The following is an 18,628-nucleotide window of genomic DNA, read 5'->3' on the forward strand; positions in this document are numbered from 1 at the left end:
ACGCTTATTTAATTTAGTAAATTAATAGTAGCATTTTAATCATACTGCTCTTTTTCAAAAAATCTTGAAATTCATAAATCTCTCTTACTAATTTCACTTTCAGTTTATAATTTAGAATTAAATCTAACATCCTAATTTTCTACTGAGCTGATATTAAGTGGTAAGAATGGCATGTAAAAATTGTATCAAAAAATTCTTAAGAAGAAAAATAAAGTATATATATTTGATAATTAATTATAAACAAATCATCAAATTAAAAACTACATTAAAATTTTTAATACTAAGTCACCAATAAAATAGCCCACTACTGCAACACCAAATCCAACAACAAACATATCAAATCCGCTTCGAAAAATACCTCGACCTGTAAAAAAGCTTCTGGCTGCACCAACAGCAAAATGCATCAACATCGAAACTACAAATGATGTCCATATTGCTAATCTTCCTTCTAAAAAGAAAAAAGGGAATATTGGTATTAATGCTCCTATTGCAGTGGCAAGACCTGTAACCCAACCTTCTGTAAATGGACTAATGTTTCGTTCTGCTAAACCAAGTTCTTCATGCATTTTATCTTCGAGAGCTTGTTCAGGATTTTGCATAATTTCTATAGCTCTTTTCATTGCTTCATCCTTATCAATTCCTTTGGCTTCATAAATTAATGCAAGTTCTTCAGTTTCAAGTTCTGGCATAAGTTTAATTTCTTCGGATTCCATTGCTTTTTCATGTTCGTAAACTTCTTTCTCACTCATAGCAGCTAAGTAACCAGAAGAACCCATCGACAATGCATCTGCAATCATCCCTGCAATACCAGAAATCAAAATGATATGAGACTGAGCAGATGCCCCAATAACTCCTGCAATTAATCCAAAATTTGCAGTTAATCCATCATTAAAACCATAAACTATATTTCTAATAAGTCCACCTGATTCTGCTGTGTGCCACGGTTCTGATTGTTCTCCAATTGACACCATAAGTGATTTTGCATGTGCAGCAGAATCCCGTGCTAATTTTAATGCTATGTCTTTAGTTTGTTCTGCCCGTGAATTTTTATATAAATTAAGATATGATTTTACTTCTGATGATTCCTCTCTTAACATTAGCTTTGAAAGAAATAAAGATCCATACTTTCTACTTAATTTACTGAGCAATCTTGCTTTTAACGTTGGTTTAAGATTATCGACAGAAATTAAATTCTTATTCAAATGCTCAATCCAAATGCTAATGTGCTTTTCTTCGATTGATGCAAGTTTTTTATATAAAGATTTTTTCTTTTCATCAGATACTAATTCACAAAGAGTATGATATAAAAATGCAGCATCAACTTCTTCCTGAATTCTTTTCTTCCAGATTTTTTTTGTTTTATTGTCTATCATAACTAAATATCTTAATGAGATAATATTGATTGAATTTAGTTGCTCTAACTAAATTATTATCACCACAAAAACTTTTAATTGTGGTTCTTAATTTGCAATAAGAAATCATAAAATTTTCTTTCATTTGAAAAATAAAAAAAATTATTACTCAACAATCCAAGATGATTATTTTACTTTGATGGAGTAAACCTTATAACATTGTTCCTTATTGGTTTCAATGTTTTCAAATAATCATATATTGCACCTAAATCTGCATTTGTCATTCCTGCATACATAGTCCAGGGCATTGGTGTATTAAAATCTTTAGGTCCAACAGAAGGAATAACATTACTATCAGGCTCCATCATTTTAAAACGTTTGATAAATTGTTCTCTTGTCCATAATCCAATACCAGTTTCTTTATCTGGTGTAATATTTGCAGATTTAATTTTTCCGGATGGAAAATTAAATTCAAATCCCCCTGCAAAAGCTTTTTCAATTACTGGTTCCCCTTTTACCATTTCAGTATGGCAATGGACACAACCAGCAATTGTTACAAGATATTTTCCATATTCTATTGTATTATTTTTATCTGGTTCTGAAGATGGATTATATGATTTAGGTGGAATAGTTTTTACTAAAAAATTTACAGGAAAATGTAATGACCTTTCAGGCACTTCATTTTTAATTGGTTCCAATGAACGAATATAAACTATAATTGAATACAAATCTTCTTCTGTTAATTTATTGTAACCCATGTAAGGCATCAAAGGAAATAAAGCTTCTGATTCTTTTGTTACACCATTAGTAATCACTCTCATTAATTCACCATCTGAATATCTACTAATGTTATACGGAGTTATATTTTTAGAATAAATCACCCCTGGTACACCAGCAAAATTTTCATCAAAAATTTCTCCACCCATACCTAATGTATTTGGCTTAACCGGTCCGGAATACTTCGTCCAATCTCTAATTGAATGACAATCTATACAGACAGTCACATGATTTGCAAGGTATTTTCCTCTTTCCAATCTGGCTTCCGAAAATTCAATCTTTTTATTGGAAGGTAAATCTACTTTGGGATATGTTGAGTTAAAGTAAATTAGAAAAATGATAAAAATGAAAACCACCCCAATAATAGTATATAAAGTAATTTTAAAAAATTTATTCATTGTTTTTCCTTTCGTTTTAATAATTATTGATAAAAATAATGTTTGAATAATAAAGGCAATATAAAAAGTTGTATCCGCTAAAATTCAGCTTTTATAATTGAAGATATTATTCGGGAAGAAATTTATAATTAAGAAAAAATTAATAAACACTAAGTTTTATAGAATGCAACTTTTTAAAATATTATTCTTAATTCAATATCTTCAAAAATTATTTTTAATGCAATTAAAAAATATTTTTATAGATATTGATGTATTAACTTCTTGAATAATAACCTTAACTTTTGAAAACTTGCTTTTAATTCACCAATGGGTGGATAGGTATGTCAAAGAAAATAATTGTTCTAAATGAATCCCCTCGGGAAAAACAAATTAAAACCAATACAGCTGCTTATTCTTTATTTGCCTAAATATGTGTAATTAATAATTGAAAATCCAAATTCTTCTCCACAACATTGCTTTATCTCCCTTCATGTTCGGAAGTTGTTTGATAATTGTAAAATGAAATTTATTTTTGCTAAAAAATATTGAAAAAATTATTTCTCGTAATCAGCAAGATAAATCTCGCATTACAATTAATATTTTTAAACATTTTAATCTACCAAATACTTTATTAAAAAAATTAGTTGTTCAAACATTGCCTATTAGAAATAATCAATGAGCTAATACTCCTCCGAAAAATCCTGTTACTAAGACCAAAGTAATTGTTATCAATGATATAATCAGAGATATTTTTTTATACTTAACAGACAATAATGATATAAGCCACGCAAAAATTGAAATTGCAGAAAAGGTTCCTAACAGTTCATGTGTTTCTGCAACCCACATCTTATTTGTATTTTCAAAAGCTGTCTTTTGTGCTTCCCCTGTAAAATATGCACCAACAGCCGATAAAAAAGTCAAAAGAATTAATGCAAAAACTGCTTTTCTGTATCTTTCATCTTTCAGATAAAAGAACATTAGTAAAAAAGCTCCTGCGGAAAGTGCTATCGGAAAATGAACAATTTTATTATGTAAATGTTCAAACATTGCTTCGACAGGTTTAAGAACAAATTCTGGTTCTTTCTTTTCAGCCAATTCTTGTTTATTAACTATTTTATTCGTTGGCTTACCATTTACTGCAATTGTATCCCCATTAACTATAGTTACAGTATCGGGTTTTGTTTTTTCTTTATGACCTTCGTGGGCATAAATTGCAACAGTGATTAATAAAAAGATTAAAATGATAATTATTTTCTTCATCGATTTTCCTGAAAAATTTTTTATATAATTAATTATACTTAGTAAATAATTACCATTCACCTAATCGGATTAATCGAATGGACAATTTCCATTTCAATCGGCATATAATCGGCTTTAATAATTTTACCATCTGACAACTCAATTCTTCTATTAGCATATTTGATAAATTCCTTGTTGTGAGTAGCGACTACAATTGTTTTGCCTTCGTTGTTTAATTCTGTAAAAATATTCATAATATAATTGCTGGTTTTAGAATCCAGATTGCCGGTTGGTTCGTCGGCTAAGATTATCAAAGGGTCATTAACGAGAGCACGTGCAATTGCGACTCTTTGCTGTTCACCACCACTCAATTCATTTATAAGCCTTTTTGATTTGTCAGCCAATTTCACTTTTGTTAACAACGAAAAAACAATTTCTCTTTTTTCGGTTTTTGTGTATCCAGATATAGCTAAAGGCAGCATTACATTTTCTTCTACTGTTAGATAGGGAATCAATTGAAAATTTTGAAAAATAAATCCAATATATTCTCTTCTAAAATCAGCTCTTTGTTTTGAATTAAGTTTATAGAGATTAATTTCATCAACAATAATTTCTCCTGATGTAGGTTTATTTAATCCACCCAATATCGTAAGCAGAGTACTTTTACCAGAACCCGATTGACCAAGCAGCATCACAAAATCATTTCCCTCAATATTTAACGATACATCATTTACAGCATATACTTTTTCTGTTCCGGTCTGATATTCTTTAATAAGATTTTTTATTTCAATAAAGCTCATAAATTATTCCTAATTTTTATAATGCTCTAAATGCAGTTGTTGGGTCTAACTGCGTAGCTCTAAAAGCAGGATATATTCCTGCCATGAAACCTATGAGTAAAGAAAATCCTGCTGAAAAGAAAATCAATCCAAATTCATAATTGATTTTTATATTCTCATCCATTGTAAGAAGCGGAACAATAAACTTTGAACCAATAATCCCTAAAATAAACCCTAACAGCCCGGCAAATAAACTTGCAATTAGTACCTCAAGTAATATGATTTTCATTATGTGAGTTCTTCTAAAACCAAGAGCTTGAAAAATTCCAATCTCCTTTGTTCGTTCATTTACAGAAGCATTCACATTAGTAAAAACAATCAGCATACTTATAATTAGAATTACTGCAGATATACCAAAAGAAAAATGTTCAAAGCGATGCACAGCTGTCATTTTCGATTCGATAGTCTGTTTGATTGGTGTGACATTTGCATTTGGCAGCACCTTAGATGTCTGCCTTACAATTTCTTCAATAGGACAATCATAACATAATGCTGCAACTTCAATAAGACTGATTTTATCTTTTTTATTGAATAATTGCTGCACTGTTTTTATTGGCATAAATATCATCGCATCATCTTGAGAACCAGTCTCTTCAATAAATCCTGCAACAATAAAAAAATGGCCTGCAACTTGAATCTTATCATTTAATCTAATTGATAATTTTTCCATAGCTTTAGATCCCACTAAAATCTCATTATCCGATGAAGGAATTTTCCCATAAATTTTCCACCACTTTTTAAGACGCACTTCTTCTTTCATGTCTATGCCGGTAATTATAATTTTCTTGCCATTAATTTCTTCAAGAACAAACAACTTGGGCGCTATTATGCTGATATTTTTCCTGTTCTTTATAGTCCTTATCTTATCTATATCATCATTTTTTAATTCATATAATTCATACGTTGTGCTATTGACAGAAATACCTGCATAATTGAAAGAAAGCTCGCCTGATTTTGGTGTAATAATAATATTAGCTCCAAACTCATCAAGAAGAGATGCAACGTTCGAATTAACATTTTTACTTACTGTAAAGAGCATAACAACCGAAGAAACCGACAGCATTAAGCCGGTTAATAGAAAAAATGTTTTTGCTTTTTTTCTTCTTAAACTTTGTAAAGATATTGTGTATATCTTCATAATTAAACTCTTCTTTTCCAATTAGTTACTAGATATTCATCAATTTGAATCTCATTACCCACAACTTTACTTGGAATTGGATCAGGCGGGTATCTTCCGCATGAACCGCTTACAGCATTTAAATCATTTAGATTCCATGTAGTGCCGCATGAATTACAAATTAAATTATTCCCCTCAATATGAAATTCGGTTGAGTTACATGGTTCGCACATACTAATTGCAGTAACAACTTTTCCATCTTCTGTTAGATATGCAAGTATTGGAACTGCAGATTCATTATTGCCTACTACTTGAAAACGAACAAACTTCTTTTCTTTTATTAAATTTAGAGGAAGAATAATTTTATTGTTTTTTGTAAAAGTTATTGTATATGCGTGGTCATATCGAGTCGGAGGATAACTTACATTATCTGCAACTTTAGGCTGCTTCTCAATTATTTCAAGTTCCTTCGAGGGCTGAGACTTTAGATAATAAAATATAGCCCCGACAAATATTATTAAGATAACTAAAATATATAAATTATTTTTGCCGTGATTATTTCTATAATTTATAACTCGCTCTTTTTTAGAATGACTTTTATTACCACTTACTTTATTGCCGCAATTCGGGCAATAAATCGCAGCTTCAATAAGTTTATGACCACAGCTTGGGCAGTATAATATTTTAGCCATAATTCACCTTATATTTTTTTCCCGCCATATTTACTATTAACTAATTCAATTACTTGGTTTACAGTGTATCTATTTTCAGAAATTTTTTCATCAATAAATCTTTTTACTTCATTAGCACCATTAGGATGGGTACAATTGCAATCTTTTAATTCATCAATAGTGCATTTACCGCAAGGACAATTAAACTGCAAATAAATTGCATCTTTATCGGAAACGGCTGCTATTTTGTCCAGACTAATATTATTGTTTAGTACAACATTATCAGGTTTAATTATTTGTTTGGTTTCAAATATTTTTGATTTGTCAATACCTTTTACCTCCGAAGCATACTGAGATTTTAAGAAACCATATTTGTTTGCAACAGCAAGTAATATATCTTCTCGTTTTTGATTAGTTGCAACATAATCTCTAATAAACTGTCTTTCTTCAACGGCTCTCGGGCAGGTACATTTTTCCAATGATTCTTCGCCGCAGGTGCCACAGGAACAAGCAAACTTAGAAGCGATTTCATAAACCTGTGCTTCTACTGCAGGATTAGAGCTTTTTACCTCGAATACTTTTTGTTCATATAAATTTTTCTTATCTAATTGTGAGTCGATTATAACATAGACAAGATAAGAGATTATAAAAATAACTATCGAAACAAGTAATGGCTTAAAATTCAACTTCTTTTCCGGCAGATGTTTTTGACTTGTCAAACGAGTTCGATTATTGACAATATTATAATGCTTACTTTTCTTTTTCTTATGTGGCTTGTTGTATCTTAATTGTTGATTAGCAGAACTTTCTTCCAAATTTTTGCTACTCGGAGATTTCAAGTTTTCACCACAAGAAGTACAATAATTATTTGTGAGCTCATTAACTGCTCCACAAGACTCACAAATAATTTCTCCCGAGTGTTCATTTTTATCTAAACGATTGCCGCAGTTTATGCAAAAGTTATTTTCGATATTATTATCAAAACCACACTTAATACATTTCATAATCAACCTCACTTATTAACGAATGCTGTCAACATAAAGCTGACAGCATTCATCTATATAAAGTAGAGCAGATTATTTCTGCTCTACGCCATTTTTAACCTTAAAATTATGTTTGAGTAAATTTTCTTTTGCCTGCTGAAGAGTTACCTCTTTTAGATTCATTCCGCATAACGGGCATTCACCGGGTTTATCGGAAATTACATTCCAATCCATTTGGTCTTGAAAAACTTTTCCGTCTTTATTTTCATCAATTGCATTCAAATCGATTTCACCTTCTCTAATTAAAGGGGATTTCTTCCCTTCAGTCATTTTATGTTCTCCATTCATCATTTGATAAGTTGAGTCTTTCATCATTTTCATATCGTGCATATGATGCTGGCTTGATGAATCGTGCATCATTTGATGACTGTGTTTCATAGTTTTGTGTTTATTTTTAGAAGTGTCTTTTTTCACTTGTGCTAATAAAGTGGCACTAGTTAGCAGTACAATTACTATTAATAAATTTCTAAAGATTTTTATTGCTTTCATTTTCTTTTCCTTTATTTAATAATTTTTTAATTATGATTTATTGCTTATCAGAATTGTAAATCTTGCTTTATTTTTTTTGCAATTTAAGTTTTACTCAAGTCTTCTTGCTGTCATATAAATTCCTTTTTTAAGATTCTAATTCTATTCCTTTTTTCTTTGCTTCTTTTTTCATTTCCCATGAACGCCAGAGGTAATAAATTACAGGATAAACAGCTAATTCCATCAAAACTGAAGTAACAACACCGCCAATCATAGGTGCTGCAATTCGTTTCATTACATCTGCACCAGTTCCGTGACTCCACATAATTGGAATTAACCCAGCAATAATTACAGAAGCAGTCATAATCTTAGGACGTACACGTTTAACAGCACCATGATGAATGGCTTCTTTAAGTCCTTTCAATCCAGTAAGCAATCCTTTTTCTTTCCATTCTTTAAAAGCAATATCAAGATAAAGTAACATAACTACACCAGTCTCTGCATCTAAGCCGGCGAGAGCAATTATTCCAACCCAAACTGCAATACTTAAATTGTAATCGAGTAAATAAAGCAGCCAAAAAGTACCAACAAGTGAAAATGGTACTGCAAGAAATACAATAGCTACTTTAGTTAAGGATCGAGTATTGAGATATATAATTACAAAGATTATGAATAAAGTCATCGGAATTACTAACATCAATCGTTCTTGAGCACGCAGCATATATTCATATTCACCGCTCCAGGTAATATTATAACCAGCAGGCAGTTTAATTTTTTCAGCTACTATTTTTTGAGCATTTTTAACATACGTTCCAATATCAATATCTTTTATATCAACGTAGACCCATGCATTAGGACGTGTATCCTCGCTTCTAACAACCATAGGACCTTTGCGTGGTGTAAAAGTTGCAAGTTGACCAAATGGAACTTGTTCTCCAGTTGGAGTTGGAATTAGAACTCTTTTTAAAGCATCAATATTATCTCGCAACTCTCTGCTGTAGCGAAGGTTAACAGTATATCTTTCCAATCCTTCTACTGTATTTGTTATAGCCATACCGCCCATTGCAGTTTCAATAACTTTTTGAACATCATCAATTGTCAAACCGTATCGTGCGGCTTCTTTTCTATTAATTTCAATATCAATATAATTACCACCGACAGCTCTTTCTGCAAATGCACTTAAAGTGCCGGGTACCGTTCGCATTACAGCTTCCACCTTTCTACCAATTTCTTGAAGTGTATCCAAATCGGGTCCAGAAATTTTAATTCCGACAGGTGTTTTAATTCCAGTGGCGAGCATATCAATCCTTGTTTTAATTGGCATTGTCCATGCATTTGTTACACCCGGGAATTGAATAGCTCTATCCATTTCATCTATAAGTTTTTTGGGGGTCATCCCTGGGCGCCATTCACTTTCTGGTTTTAACATTATTGTAGTTTCAATCATATCAAGACCAGCTGGGTCTGTTGCAGTTTCTGCACGACCAATTTTGCCAAATACATGATGAACTTCTGGAAATTGTTTAATGATTTTATCTGTTTGCTGCAATAATTCTCTAGCCTTTGTAATTGAAATCCCCGGCATTGTTGTAGGCATATAAAGTAAATCACCTTCATAGAGCGGCGGCATAAATTCAGAACCAATTTTTTTGAAGGGAATTATTGTTATACCAAGAATAATTAATACAGCAACAATAACAGCTTTGTTGTACTTTATTACAAAATCAACAACAGGATGATATATTTTAATAAGAAATCTATTGATTGGATTTTTTTCTTCTGGCATTATTTTACCACGAATCCAATAACCCATAAGTATTGGGACAATTGTAATAGAAAGAATTGCGGCAGCAGCCATTGAATATGTTTTTGTAAATGCCAGTGGTCTGAACAATCTGCCTTCTTGGGCTTCGAGTGTAAATACTGGAATGAAAGATACAGTTATTACCAGCAGTGAGTAGAATAATGATGGACCAACTTCTTTTGAAGCATCAATAATCAACTGCCAGCGATTTCTTCTTTCCTCGGGTGGTTTTAGTGCTTCGTGTTCAATATGTTTATGTGCATTTTCAATCATAATAATCGCAGCATCCACCATTGCACCAATTGCTATTGCAATTCCGCCTAATGACATTATGTTTGCATTAATTCCCTGCCAGCGCATTATTATAAAAGACATTAATATTGCCGTGGGCAATGTAAAGACTGCTACAAACGCACTTCTTGCATGCATTAAAAATATTATACAAACCAGAGCTACAATTATTATTTCTTCAATAAGTTTTTCTTTTAATGTATCAATAGCTCGCTCAATTAATCCCGAACGGTCATATACAGGTTCAATTTTTACATCATCAGGCAACCCTGCTTTCAATTCTTCTATTTTGTTTTTTACATCTTTAATAACCTTGAGAGCATTTTGTCCATACCTCATTACTATTATTCCGCCAACTACTTCACCTTCACCATTAGCTTCTGCGATTCCTCTTCTCATTAAAGGACCCAACGTTACATCAGCAACGTCTTTTAAGTAGACAGGTGTATTAGTTCTTTTATCTACCATCAATGGAATATTTTCAACATCCTCAATTGATTTGATGTAGCCAAGTCCTCTTACCATAAATTCCATTTCACCCATTTCAATTACTTCGCCGCCAACATCGTTATTAGATTTCATTATTGCCATTTCTATCATATCAATGGGAATGTTATAGGCAAGAAGTTTTGCAGGGTCGACTGTTACTTGATATTGTTTAACATATCCGCCAATACTTGCTACTTCAGCTACACCTTCAACAGAAGAAAGTGCATATTTTAGATACCAATCTTGAATCGACCGAAGTTCTTGAAGCGACCTTTTATCAGATGTGAGTTTATATTCATAAATCCAGCCGACACCTGTTGCATCCGGACCTAAAGTTGGAACTACCTTGGGAGGAAGTCTTTTTTGTGCATAGTTAAGATATTCTAATACTCTGCTTCTTGCCCAATAAATATCAGTTCCATCTTCAAAAATTATATAAACTAATGAAAAGCCAAAAAATGAATAACCACGCACTACTTTAGAACCCGGGACGGAGACCATTGCGGTTGTTAATGGATACGTAACCTGATCTTCTACTATTCTTGGTGATTGTCCGGGATATTCTGTATAAATAATAACCTGCACATCACTCAAATCTGGAATAGCATCAACAGGAGTATTCACTAATGAATAAATTCCAATTCCAATTATAAAAGCCGTTGCAAGTATAACGAGAAATTTATTCTTTACAGAAAACTCTATTATTTTTTCTAACATTTTTACTCCATTTATTTTCTATAGGCATTTTATTCAACAGCAGAAATTAGATTTAATATTAACTTGCAGTCATTCGCTTAATAAACTTTTGTTTGTACATTTGATGTTTTTACTATCATAAACTCACCCTTTGTCCCTCTCTTAAGAAGAGAGGGATTTTTTCATGGGGGTTGAGTTCAATACATATTATTCTCATAAATCTATTGTTTATATTTAAAACCATGTTTCTCAAGATTTGCTTTAACTTCATCAATTGTTAATTCTTTTAGTGTCATTCCACAAATTGGGCATTTACCCGGCTTATCAGAAATTACATTCCAATCCATCAAATCTTGATAAAGTTTGCCATCCTTATTTTCATCAATTGCTTTTAAGTCAATTACTCCTTTGCGAATTATAGAACTCTCGTTGTGTTTTGTATGAATACTTTCAGATTTTTTTGATTTCACTTCATTTTTCTGTTTCTCTTTATAATCCATATTCATTTTGCTGTGGTCCTCCGAGGGACTTTGTTTTTCAGTCGGTTTGCTCATATCCATCCCTTTATGACCGCTCATTTGCTGGATTGCGGCTTTAAGATTGCTTTCTGAATCAATCAGGAATTGAGAAGAGACAACAATTTTTTCACCTTCTTTAATTCCTTCAAGTACCTGAACTAATCCATCCGATTCAACACCCAATTTAATTTCTCTTGGCTCGAAGTAACCGCCGCCTAATGAAATTACAGCTATGTTTCTTTCGCCAGAACGGATAATTGCCTGGTTTGGAACAACAATAGCATCTACTGAAACGGGTGAAACAAATTTAACAGTAGCAAACATTCCAGGTTTAAAATCATAATTAGCAGTATTTCTTACTTCTGTTCTTACTTTTATAGTTTTTGTTTCTTCGTTTAAGAAAGGATAAATGTAAGTAACTCTGCCTTCATAAGTTTTCCCAGGCAAGTAAGATAATTCTAATTCAACTCTTTGACTTAGCTTAATCCACGGTAAATCCATTTGATAAATATCGGCCATAACCCAGACTGTCGAAAGGTCGGCAATTTTATATAATTCCATCCCAGCCATAATTTGTTGACCCTGATAAACCATCTTTTCAACAACAATTCCATTGACTGGCGAATAAATAGTAAGAGTTTTCTTAGGTGCATTGTTTCTTTCAATTTCTTCAATATCTTTCTCGGAAATATCCCAGTAGAGCAATCTTCTCTTGGCACTATTAACTAATTCTAAGGCTCCTTCTTTTACATCAGCAGAACTTTGAGATACTTTTTTTAGATAACGAATTGCCTGAAGATATTCTTCTTGTGTGCTTACAAGTTCAGGACTGTAAATTTCAAACAGCGGTTGACCTTTACTGATATATTTGCCTGTGTAATCAACATATAATTTTTCAATCCAGCCCATAATTTTTGTTGTGATAGTTGTAACTTTTGTTTCATCATAATCAATTTTACCTGTAGTTCTAATTACCTTTTGCATTTTTTGTCTTTTTACTGTTTCTACACGCACACCAATATTTTGAACTACAACTGGATCGATTTTAATTCCTTCTACATCACTTTCGCCTTCATAGACAGGGACTAATTCCATTCCGCAATCTGGCGCAATTCCCGGCTTATCAGAAGTGTACCACGGATGCATAGGGTCTTTATAATAAGCAATTTTCTTTTCTCCACTTTTAGTTCCTTCGTCAGCATAAACAGGAACGTAATCCATTCCATCAGGTGCTTTCTTAGGTGTAGGCGAAGTTTGAGTAGGATCCATTGGATTACGATAATATAAAATCTTTCTTTCTTTTTGTTGAACAGATGGAATGCTTGATTTAAAGACGAACCATCCAATACCTAATCCAATTATAAGGAAGACAATTGCAGTTATAATAATTTTTCTCATTACAAAATCTCCTTTATTTTCTCTCTATATTTTCTACAATTTCATTGATTGATAAACCGACTGCTTGTTCTAATTGTGCTTTTGCTAACATTAAATTCATTTCGCTCATATAAAAATCTAACTTTGCCATAAAAAGCATTCTGTATGCATCAATTAACATTAAGAACTCGGTTTTACCAGTTTTATATGCTGCCAAGGTTGATTGAAGTGTTTGTTTGGCTTGCGGTATCACAGTGTTTTTATTTAGGTTATATAAATTTCTGTTTGTTTCTAATTTGACAATTGCATTTTGAACTTCGTAAGAAATCATATTTTTTATAGAATTAAATTGCTCTTCGGCTGTTTTGATATTCAACTGATTTTCTTCAACCTTTCCGCTGTATTTATCTTTTGACCAAAATGCAATTGGAACATTTACACCTACCATCGCAGACCAAAAATCGTTCTTTGTATCAGTCATATTTTTATACATTACTCTAACCATAATATCTGGATAAAATTCCAACTCAGAAGCTTTCAATTCACTTTTATACATTTCAATGTTGAATTTCATCCCTTTCAATTCAGGTCTATGCAATAAAGCAATTGGAAGCAGCTGCTGATATTTGAATTCTGGAATAGTTTCATATATACTATCTATCTCCTTAAAAGGCTGATAAGGCGGACGATTTAAAATTGTATTGAGCATAGTTTCAACATCTCTCTTCTCTTTGTAAAGATTTACTTCTTCGTTAATCAATGATGAAAGTTCTGTTTGGGCACGAATAATATCAGGTTGCTTTCCCATTCCGACTTCATAATGCTTTTTTGCTGTTTCAATAAACTGTCGAAGTAATTCTTGATTCTCTTTGTTTATTTCAATTTTGCGTTGAACAAAATAAAGTTCATAGTAAGCACTTTTTAAATCTCTGATTATTTTATTCTTTAATGCATTGAACTGCTCTTCATACATATTAGAATTATAAGTTGCAGATAATCCCATTGCTTTTAGTTTACCGGGAAAAGGAATCATCTGTTGGACGAAATAGTCTGTTTCCATATTATTTTTTAATGGATTTGGAAAAGATTGAATTGGCACCTGAAAAAATTCTATTCCAACCTGTGGCGCATCCCAGGCGGTAACTTGTTTTATCTTTTTCTGAGTACTAAGAAATTGATTTTGAGCTGCCTTAAGTTGAGGATTATTTTGCAGTGTTTCTGTTATTAAGGTATCAAGATAAGTTTTTTGATTTTGTGCTTTTAATATGTCAAAGAAAGCCATCATCACATAAAGAATAATTATTGTTTTTCTCATAAATATTCCAAATTTCATTGTTTGATTTTATTGATTCGATTTAAGATTAGAAGAATCACAATAATGAATACGAAATAAATAATTAACCAGATAATATTTATTAAAGAGTTATTCATATCAGATATGATTTTATGCAAAGAATATGCCTGAGGGATTATTATTTGTTTTGGCTTATTTTGAACGTATCAAACGATAGTTTTTTAAAAATCTTAAATTGTTTTAAAATTTTTTAAATGAAAAATTAAACGCAAGACATTAATAATAAATGAGGAATTTTTTGAAGGGCATCTTTAATTGAGTTTAATAGCACAATATTTTTTCTTTATTGCAATAATTACTTCTGATTTTTTTCTCTTAATATTAAGTTTATCATTTTATATTCTTTCTCTTTTCTCAGTTCTGCTTAGATAATTTATAACTTTCAATTTTATTATAAAGAGTAGGAAGTGATATCCCAAGTATTTCAGCGGCTTTAGGTTTGTTCCAATTAGTGTAATCCAGAACTAATTTAATATGCCTCTTTTCAACTTCTTGTAGCGGCAATAAATAATCTTCCCTTTCTGAAATATCACTAAAAGATTTCCTCAACAAAATATTTTCTTTATGAAGAACATCATCAGTGGAAAGCACAACCGCCTGAATTAAAGTATTTTCTAACTCACGAACATTGCCAATCCAATCATAATTTTTCAGCATTAACATAACTTCGTCTGGAATTTTCGTAACATTTTTATGAAGTTCTTTATTTATCTTCGTTAAGAAATAATTTACTAAAAGTGGAATATCTTCTTTTCTTTCTCTCAATGGAGGAATATTAATTGAAACAACATTTAATCTGTAATATAAATCTTCTCTAAACTTACCTTCTTTAACTAGCTGTTCAAGGTTTCGATTAGTTGCAGCAATAATTCTGGCTTTCATTGGGATTACAGTTTCGCCGCCAACTCTTTCAAATTCTCTTTCTTGAAGAACACGCAGCAGTTTCACCTGTAAGTGAGGCGACATTTCGGAAATTTCATCCAGAAAGATTGTTCCTTCCCCTGCTAATTCAAACTTCCCTTTTTTTGTTCTTTCAGCTCCTGTAAATGCACCTTTTTCATGACCGAATAATTCGCTCTCCAAAAGAGATTCTGTAATTGCAGTACAATTTACAGCAACAAATGGCTGATTTTTTGTTATTCCACTGTAATGAATTGATTTTGCTACAAGTTCTTTTCCTGTGCCGCTTTCTCCTAATAAAAGTACAGTTACACGATTATTAGATACCTGCCCAATTAGCTTATAAATTTCTTTCATTGCAGGTGATTTGCCTATAATTCTTTTTTCGGGCTGAAATTCTTGAGCTTCTTCTCCAATAATCGAATCAATTCGCTCACTCAACATTTTTGATTCGAGTGCGCGCGATATAGTTACTCTAAGGCGTTCTATATCTAAAGGTTTTTCGAGATAATCATAAGCTCCATTCTGCATGGCTTCAATTGTTGTTTGCATATCATCATGAGCGGTAATAAGAATCACTTTGATATTTGTATCAATTTCCTTTGCTTTTTTTAAGACTTCTAACCCGGATAAATTCGGCATTCTTATATCAGAAATAATTAAGTCGGGCTGATTTTCTTGTAAACATTTTAATCCGGAATTCCCATCCTCGGCAGCAAAAACATTATAACCAATTCTTTTTAAATAATTCGTCAATGTTTGACGAATTGATTCGTCGTCGTCAATTACTAAAATTTTTTGGTCCATTTCTAAAAGGAAGTTTTATTTCAAAAATTGTTTCACCTGCTTTTGAAGAAATCAATCTTAATGTTCCGCCATGCTGTTCAATTATTTTTTGAGATAAAGATAATCCAAGACCGGTTCCCGATGGTTTTGTAGTGAAAAAAGGATCAAAAATTTTATCTGTCTCTTCAATTCCGTTTCCATTATCTTTAACATAAATCAAAATCTCATCTTCATTTACTTGTGAACTCAAATGAATTATCCCTTCATTTACAATTGCATCGATAGAATTTTGAACTAAATTCAACAACACCTGCTTAAATTTATCTGAATCAACAAATATCTCTACATCATCGGTTTCATTTATGAATGTAATTTGTTTGTGCAGATTTTGTGCTTTTGTAAGTTGAAATATTTCTTCGCTGAACAGTTTCAAATTTACTTTGGATAAATTCAGTTCAGATGTTTTTGAAAATTGCAGAACTTCTTTTACAAGTTGAGTTAATCGATTTGTCTCTTTCTTAATAATTTCAAGGCATTCCTTATCATCATCATTTAGACTTAATGTTTGACTTAAAATATCCACATTCATTTTAATTGATGTTAAAGGTGTTTTGATTTCGTGAGCAAGTATTGCAGACATTTTTCCCAAAGCTGCTAATTTTTCTGAACGCAGCATCTCGGCTTCTAATTTCTTTTTGTCTGTTATATCTATTTCAACAAATAAATAACCCTTTAACTCAAAATTAGGTGAAAATATTTTTGTGACCGACAAAAGCAAATCCTTGATCTTTTTATTTTCCAATTCAATTTTAATTTCACCAATAAAAACATTCTTAGTATTTACCTCTTCAATAATTTTTTTGAATAATTCTGATGATTTGTGAAATTGCAATACATCAATTGAGGAATGTCCTAAGTTTTCTTTTGGTTTTTCTAATATGTTATAAAATTGAGTGTTAGCTTCAATGATTTTGAAATTGGTATTTACAATAGCAATTGCTGCTAATGATTTTTCGAATGCATTTAATAGAAGTGATATTCGTTCTTTATTCTCTGCAAGTTTAATATCGTCTTGTTTTAATTTCTTTGACATATTATTAAAAGTTTCAGCAAGTTCTCCAAATTCATCATTAGAATTAATATTTACTTTTAAGCCATAATTACCTTTCTGAATTTCTTGAGCTATGTGTTTTAATTTATTCAACGGCATTGCTATAAATCGTGTTATAATATAAGCCATGCTTATACTTACCAACACACCGCTGAATATTTCCACAATAAAATGGCGCTGCAATTCCTGTAATGATTTTACTTCAAAAATAATTCTGGTTAACGGAATTACAATCATCAAAATTATTATTGGCACAATAATAACCGCAGAATAAAACAATTTTTTTGTTACTGAAAATGACTGCAGTTTTTCAGTTACAACAGGGAACATATTAAATTTTCCTAAAGCAATTACAGTCATTGATACAACTCCAACAAGAAAAGCTAATTGACTAATTTCTACTAAATAGTAAAATCCGAGATACCATGGGAGAAATAAACCAAATATAAATGCAACAAAATTTGATAAAATCAACCCAAACATTATAGACAATATTTGCAATCTTTTTTCCCGATATTCCAAAGAAATAATTTTTTTTGTTAAGATGTAAATTGAGAAGCCGAGCAAAAACAAATACCAGATTAAAAAAGATGGATATATACTGCTGTAATGAGCTTCATAAACTGGATGATGTGCATGGGATTCAATTATTAAATCGCCATTCCAAAGCAATATCAATAATACTATCGATGGTATAATCAAAATTAGTTTCAGTGAGAGAATCATTTTTTTATTCTCTGGGAAATAATAAGAAAAGAAAGACAATGCAAGAACAATTAATAAAAGGAATGAATGACAGGACCTGTCGAACACTGTAACATCACTCGAACTTATAATAAGAAAATGAACAGCATGAGAAAAAAGATAACATACTACCAGAAAAAGAATTAAAATAAAAAGTCTGCTTGAAATAGTTCCTTCAGAAGTTGAATAAATTATAAATATTAATCCTAATGCAGATATAATTGAAGTTGCAATAAAAATGTAATCCCAGAAATTACTCAATTATTTACACCGTTATTTAATTAATAGTTAAAAAATTTATCAGATTATAATTACTACAAAAAATAAATGTCAATGTAATTTTCTTTTATTATAATTGAAGCAATATTTATCTGAACTTACTATAAAATTACAATTTTTATTTATTATAATCACAATACATATTTATTCATCAAAATAGGAGCTAAGTATTTTCTTCGGATAGAACGTAATCATAACCGAGTTGATTTTTGCAAATGTGAATTAGAGAAATAATTATTACCAATAATCAATACAAATTTGCTAATTTTATAAGAAGAGCTTAAAAGAAAGAAATGTGAAACTATTGTTCACGTAAAAAATTATATAAATAATTGTAAAGTGAAATTTATTTCGTTAATTAATGCTAAAATAATTAGCGATATAAATTTTGCATTA

General features: G+C 31.1%; 13 protein-coding genes. All 13 read right to left on the reverse strand.

All coding sequences use genetic code 11. The annotated features are described in order from the left end of the window. Window positions 1–260: 260 nt before the first annotated feature. The 13 genes from VJY32_RS02175 to VJY32_RS02235 all read right to left on the reverse strand — a co-directional run bounded on the left by VJY32_RS02175 (window position 261) and on the right by VJY32_RS02235 (window position 18,214). Window positions 261–1,373, reverse strand: coding sequence for a VIT1/CCC1 transporter family protein (locus VJY32_RS02175; protein WP_353676235.1), 1,113 nt, complete (start codon window positions 1,371–1,373; stop codon window positions 261–263). 170 nt (window positions 1,374–1,543) lie between these two features. After that, complete coding sequence (locus tag VJY32_RS02180) at window positions 1,544–2,527, reverse strand: c-type cytochrome (RefSeq protein ID WP_353676236.1); 984 nt, start codon at window positions 2,525–2,527, stop codon at window positions 1,544–1,546. Between the two features lie 651 nt (window positions 2,528–3,178). Continuing rightward, entirely contained in the window at window positions 3,179–3,766 is a 588-nt protein-coding gene (locus VJY32_RS02185; protein WP_353676237.1) for a DUF2231 domain-containing protein, read from the reverse strand. Between the two features lie 56 nt (window positions 3,767–3,822). Further along, complete coding sequence (locus VJY32_RS02190; protein WP_353676238.1) at window positions 3,823–4,545, reverse strand: ABC transporter ATP-binding protein; 723 nt, start codon at window positions 4,543–4,545, stop codon at window positions 3,823–3,825. A 16-nt stretch (window positions 4,546–4,561) separates the two neighbouring features. Beyond that, window positions 4,562–5,722 (reverse strand): ABC transporter permease, encoded by a 1,161-nt coding sequence (locus tag VJY32_RS02195; protein WP_353676239.1) that lies wholly within the window; start codon window positions 5,720–5,722, stop codon window positions 4,562–4,564. A gap of 2 nt (window positions 5,723–5,724) precedes the next feature. Further along, on the reverse strand, window positions 5,725–6,393 hold the full coding sequence (locus VJY32_RS02200; RefSeq protein ID WP_353676240.1) for a Fe-S-containing protein: 669 nt from the start codon (window positions 6,391–6,393) through the stop codon (window positions 5,725–5,727). Between the two features lie 8 nt (window positions 6,394–6,401). After that, window positions 6,402–7,376, reverse strand: coding sequence for a double zinc ribbon domain-containing protein (locus VJY32_RS02205; protein ID WP_353676241.1), 975 nt, complete (start codon window positions 7,374–7,376; stop codon window positions 6,402–6,404). A 72-nt stretch (window positions 7,377–7,448) separates the two neighbouring features. Beyond that, entirely contained in the window at window positions 7,449–7,904 is a 456-nt protein-coding gene (locus VJY32_RS02210; RefSeq protein ID WP_353676242.1) for a heavy metal-binding domain-containing protein, read from the reverse strand. 127 nt (window positions 7,905–8,031) lie between these two features. Continuing rightward, window positions 8,032–11,184, reverse strand: coding sequence for an efflux RND transporter permease subunit (locus VJY32_RS02215; RefSeq protein ID WP_353676243.1), 3,153 nt, complete (start codon window positions 11,182–11,184; stop codon window positions 8,032–8,034). A 200-nt stretch (window positions 11,185–11,384) separates the two neighbouring features. Then, complete coding sequence (locus VJY32_RS02220) at window positions 11,385–13,079, reverse strand: efflux RND transporter periplasmic adaptor subunit (protein WP_353676244.1); 1,695 nt, start codon at window positions 13,077–13,079, stop codon at window positions 11,385–11,387. Between the two features lie 13 nt (window positions 13,080–13,092). Further along, window positions 13,093–14,373 carry a TolC family protein gene (locus VJY32_RS02225; protein ID WP_353676245.1) on the reverse strand — a complete coding sequence of 427 codons (1,281 nt, stop codon included), beginning with the start codon at window positions 14,371–14,373 and terminating at the stop codon, window positions 13,093–13,095. 393 nt (window positions 14,374–14,766) lie between these two features. Continuing rightward, window positions 14,767–16,119: a sigma-54-dependent transcriptional regulator gene (locus VJY32_RS02230; protein WP_353676246.1), complete on the reverse strand. Its 1,353-nt coding sequence runs from the start codon at window positions 16,117–16,119 to the stop codon at window positions 14,767–14,769. Then, complete coding sequence (locus VJY32_RS02235) at window positions 16,094–18,214, reverse strand: sensor histidine kinase (protein WP_353676247.1); 2,121 nt, start codon at window positions 18,212–18,214, stop codon at window positions 16,094–16,096. Before VJY32_RS02235 ends, VJY32_RS02230 begins: the two co-directional genes overlap by 26 nt. Between the last annotated feature and the right edge of the window lie 414 nt (window positions 18,215–18,628).

Origin of the sequence: Rosettibacter primus, assembly GCF_036860675.1 — a bacterium.
GTDB lineage: Bacteria > Bacteroidota > Ignavibacteria > Ignavibacteriales > Melioribacteraceae > Rosettibacter > Rosettibacter primus.

Coding starts and splice junctions, on each gene's coding strand:
- VJY32_RS02175 (WP_353676235.1), bottom strand. CDS start 1,373: ATGATAGACAATAAAACAAAAAAAATCTGGAAGAAAAGAATTCAGGAA.
- VJY32_RS02180 (WP_353676236.1), bottom strand. CDS start 2,527: ATGAATAAATTTTTTAAAATTACTTTATATACTATTATTGGGGTGGTT.
- VJY32_RS02185 (WP_353676237.1), bottom strand. CDS start 3,766: ATGAAGAAAATAATTATCATTTTAATCTTTTTATTAATCACTGTTGCA.
- VJY32_RS02190 (WP_353676238.1), bottom strand. CDS start 4,545: ATGAGCTTTATTGAAATAAAAAATCTTATTAAAGAATATCAGACCGGA.
- VJY32_RS02195 (WP_353676239.1), bottom strand. CDS start 5,722: ATGAAGATATACACAATATCTTTACAAAGTTTAAGAAGAAAAAAAGCA.
- VJY32_RS02200 (WP_353676240.1), bottom strand. CDS start 6,393: ATGGCTAAAATATTATACTGCCCAAGCTGTGGTCATAAACTTATTGAA.
- VJY32_RS02205 (WP_353676241.1), bottom strand. CDS start 7,376: ATGAAATGTATTAAGTGTGGTTTTGATAATAATATCGAAAATAACTTT.
- VJY32_RS02210 (WP_353676242.1), bottom strand. CDS start 7,904: ATGAAAGCAATAAAAATCTTTAGAAATTTATTAATAGTAATTGTACTG.
- VJY32_RS02215 (WP_353676243.1), bottom strand. CDS start 11,184: ATGTTAGAAAAAATAATAGAGTTTTCTGTAAAGAATAAATTTCTCGTT.
- VJY32_RS02220 (WP_353676244.1), bottom strand. CDS start 13,079: ATGAGAAAAATTATTATAACTGCAATTGTCTTCCTTATAATTGGATTA.
- VJY32_RS02225 (WP_353676245.1), bottom strand. CDS start 14,373: ATGAGAAAAACAATAATTATTCTTTATGTGATGATGGCTTTCTTTGAC.
- VJY32_RS02230 (WP_353676246.1), bottom strand. CDS start 16,119: ATGGACCAAAAAATTTTAGTAATTGACGACGACGAATCAATTCGTCAA.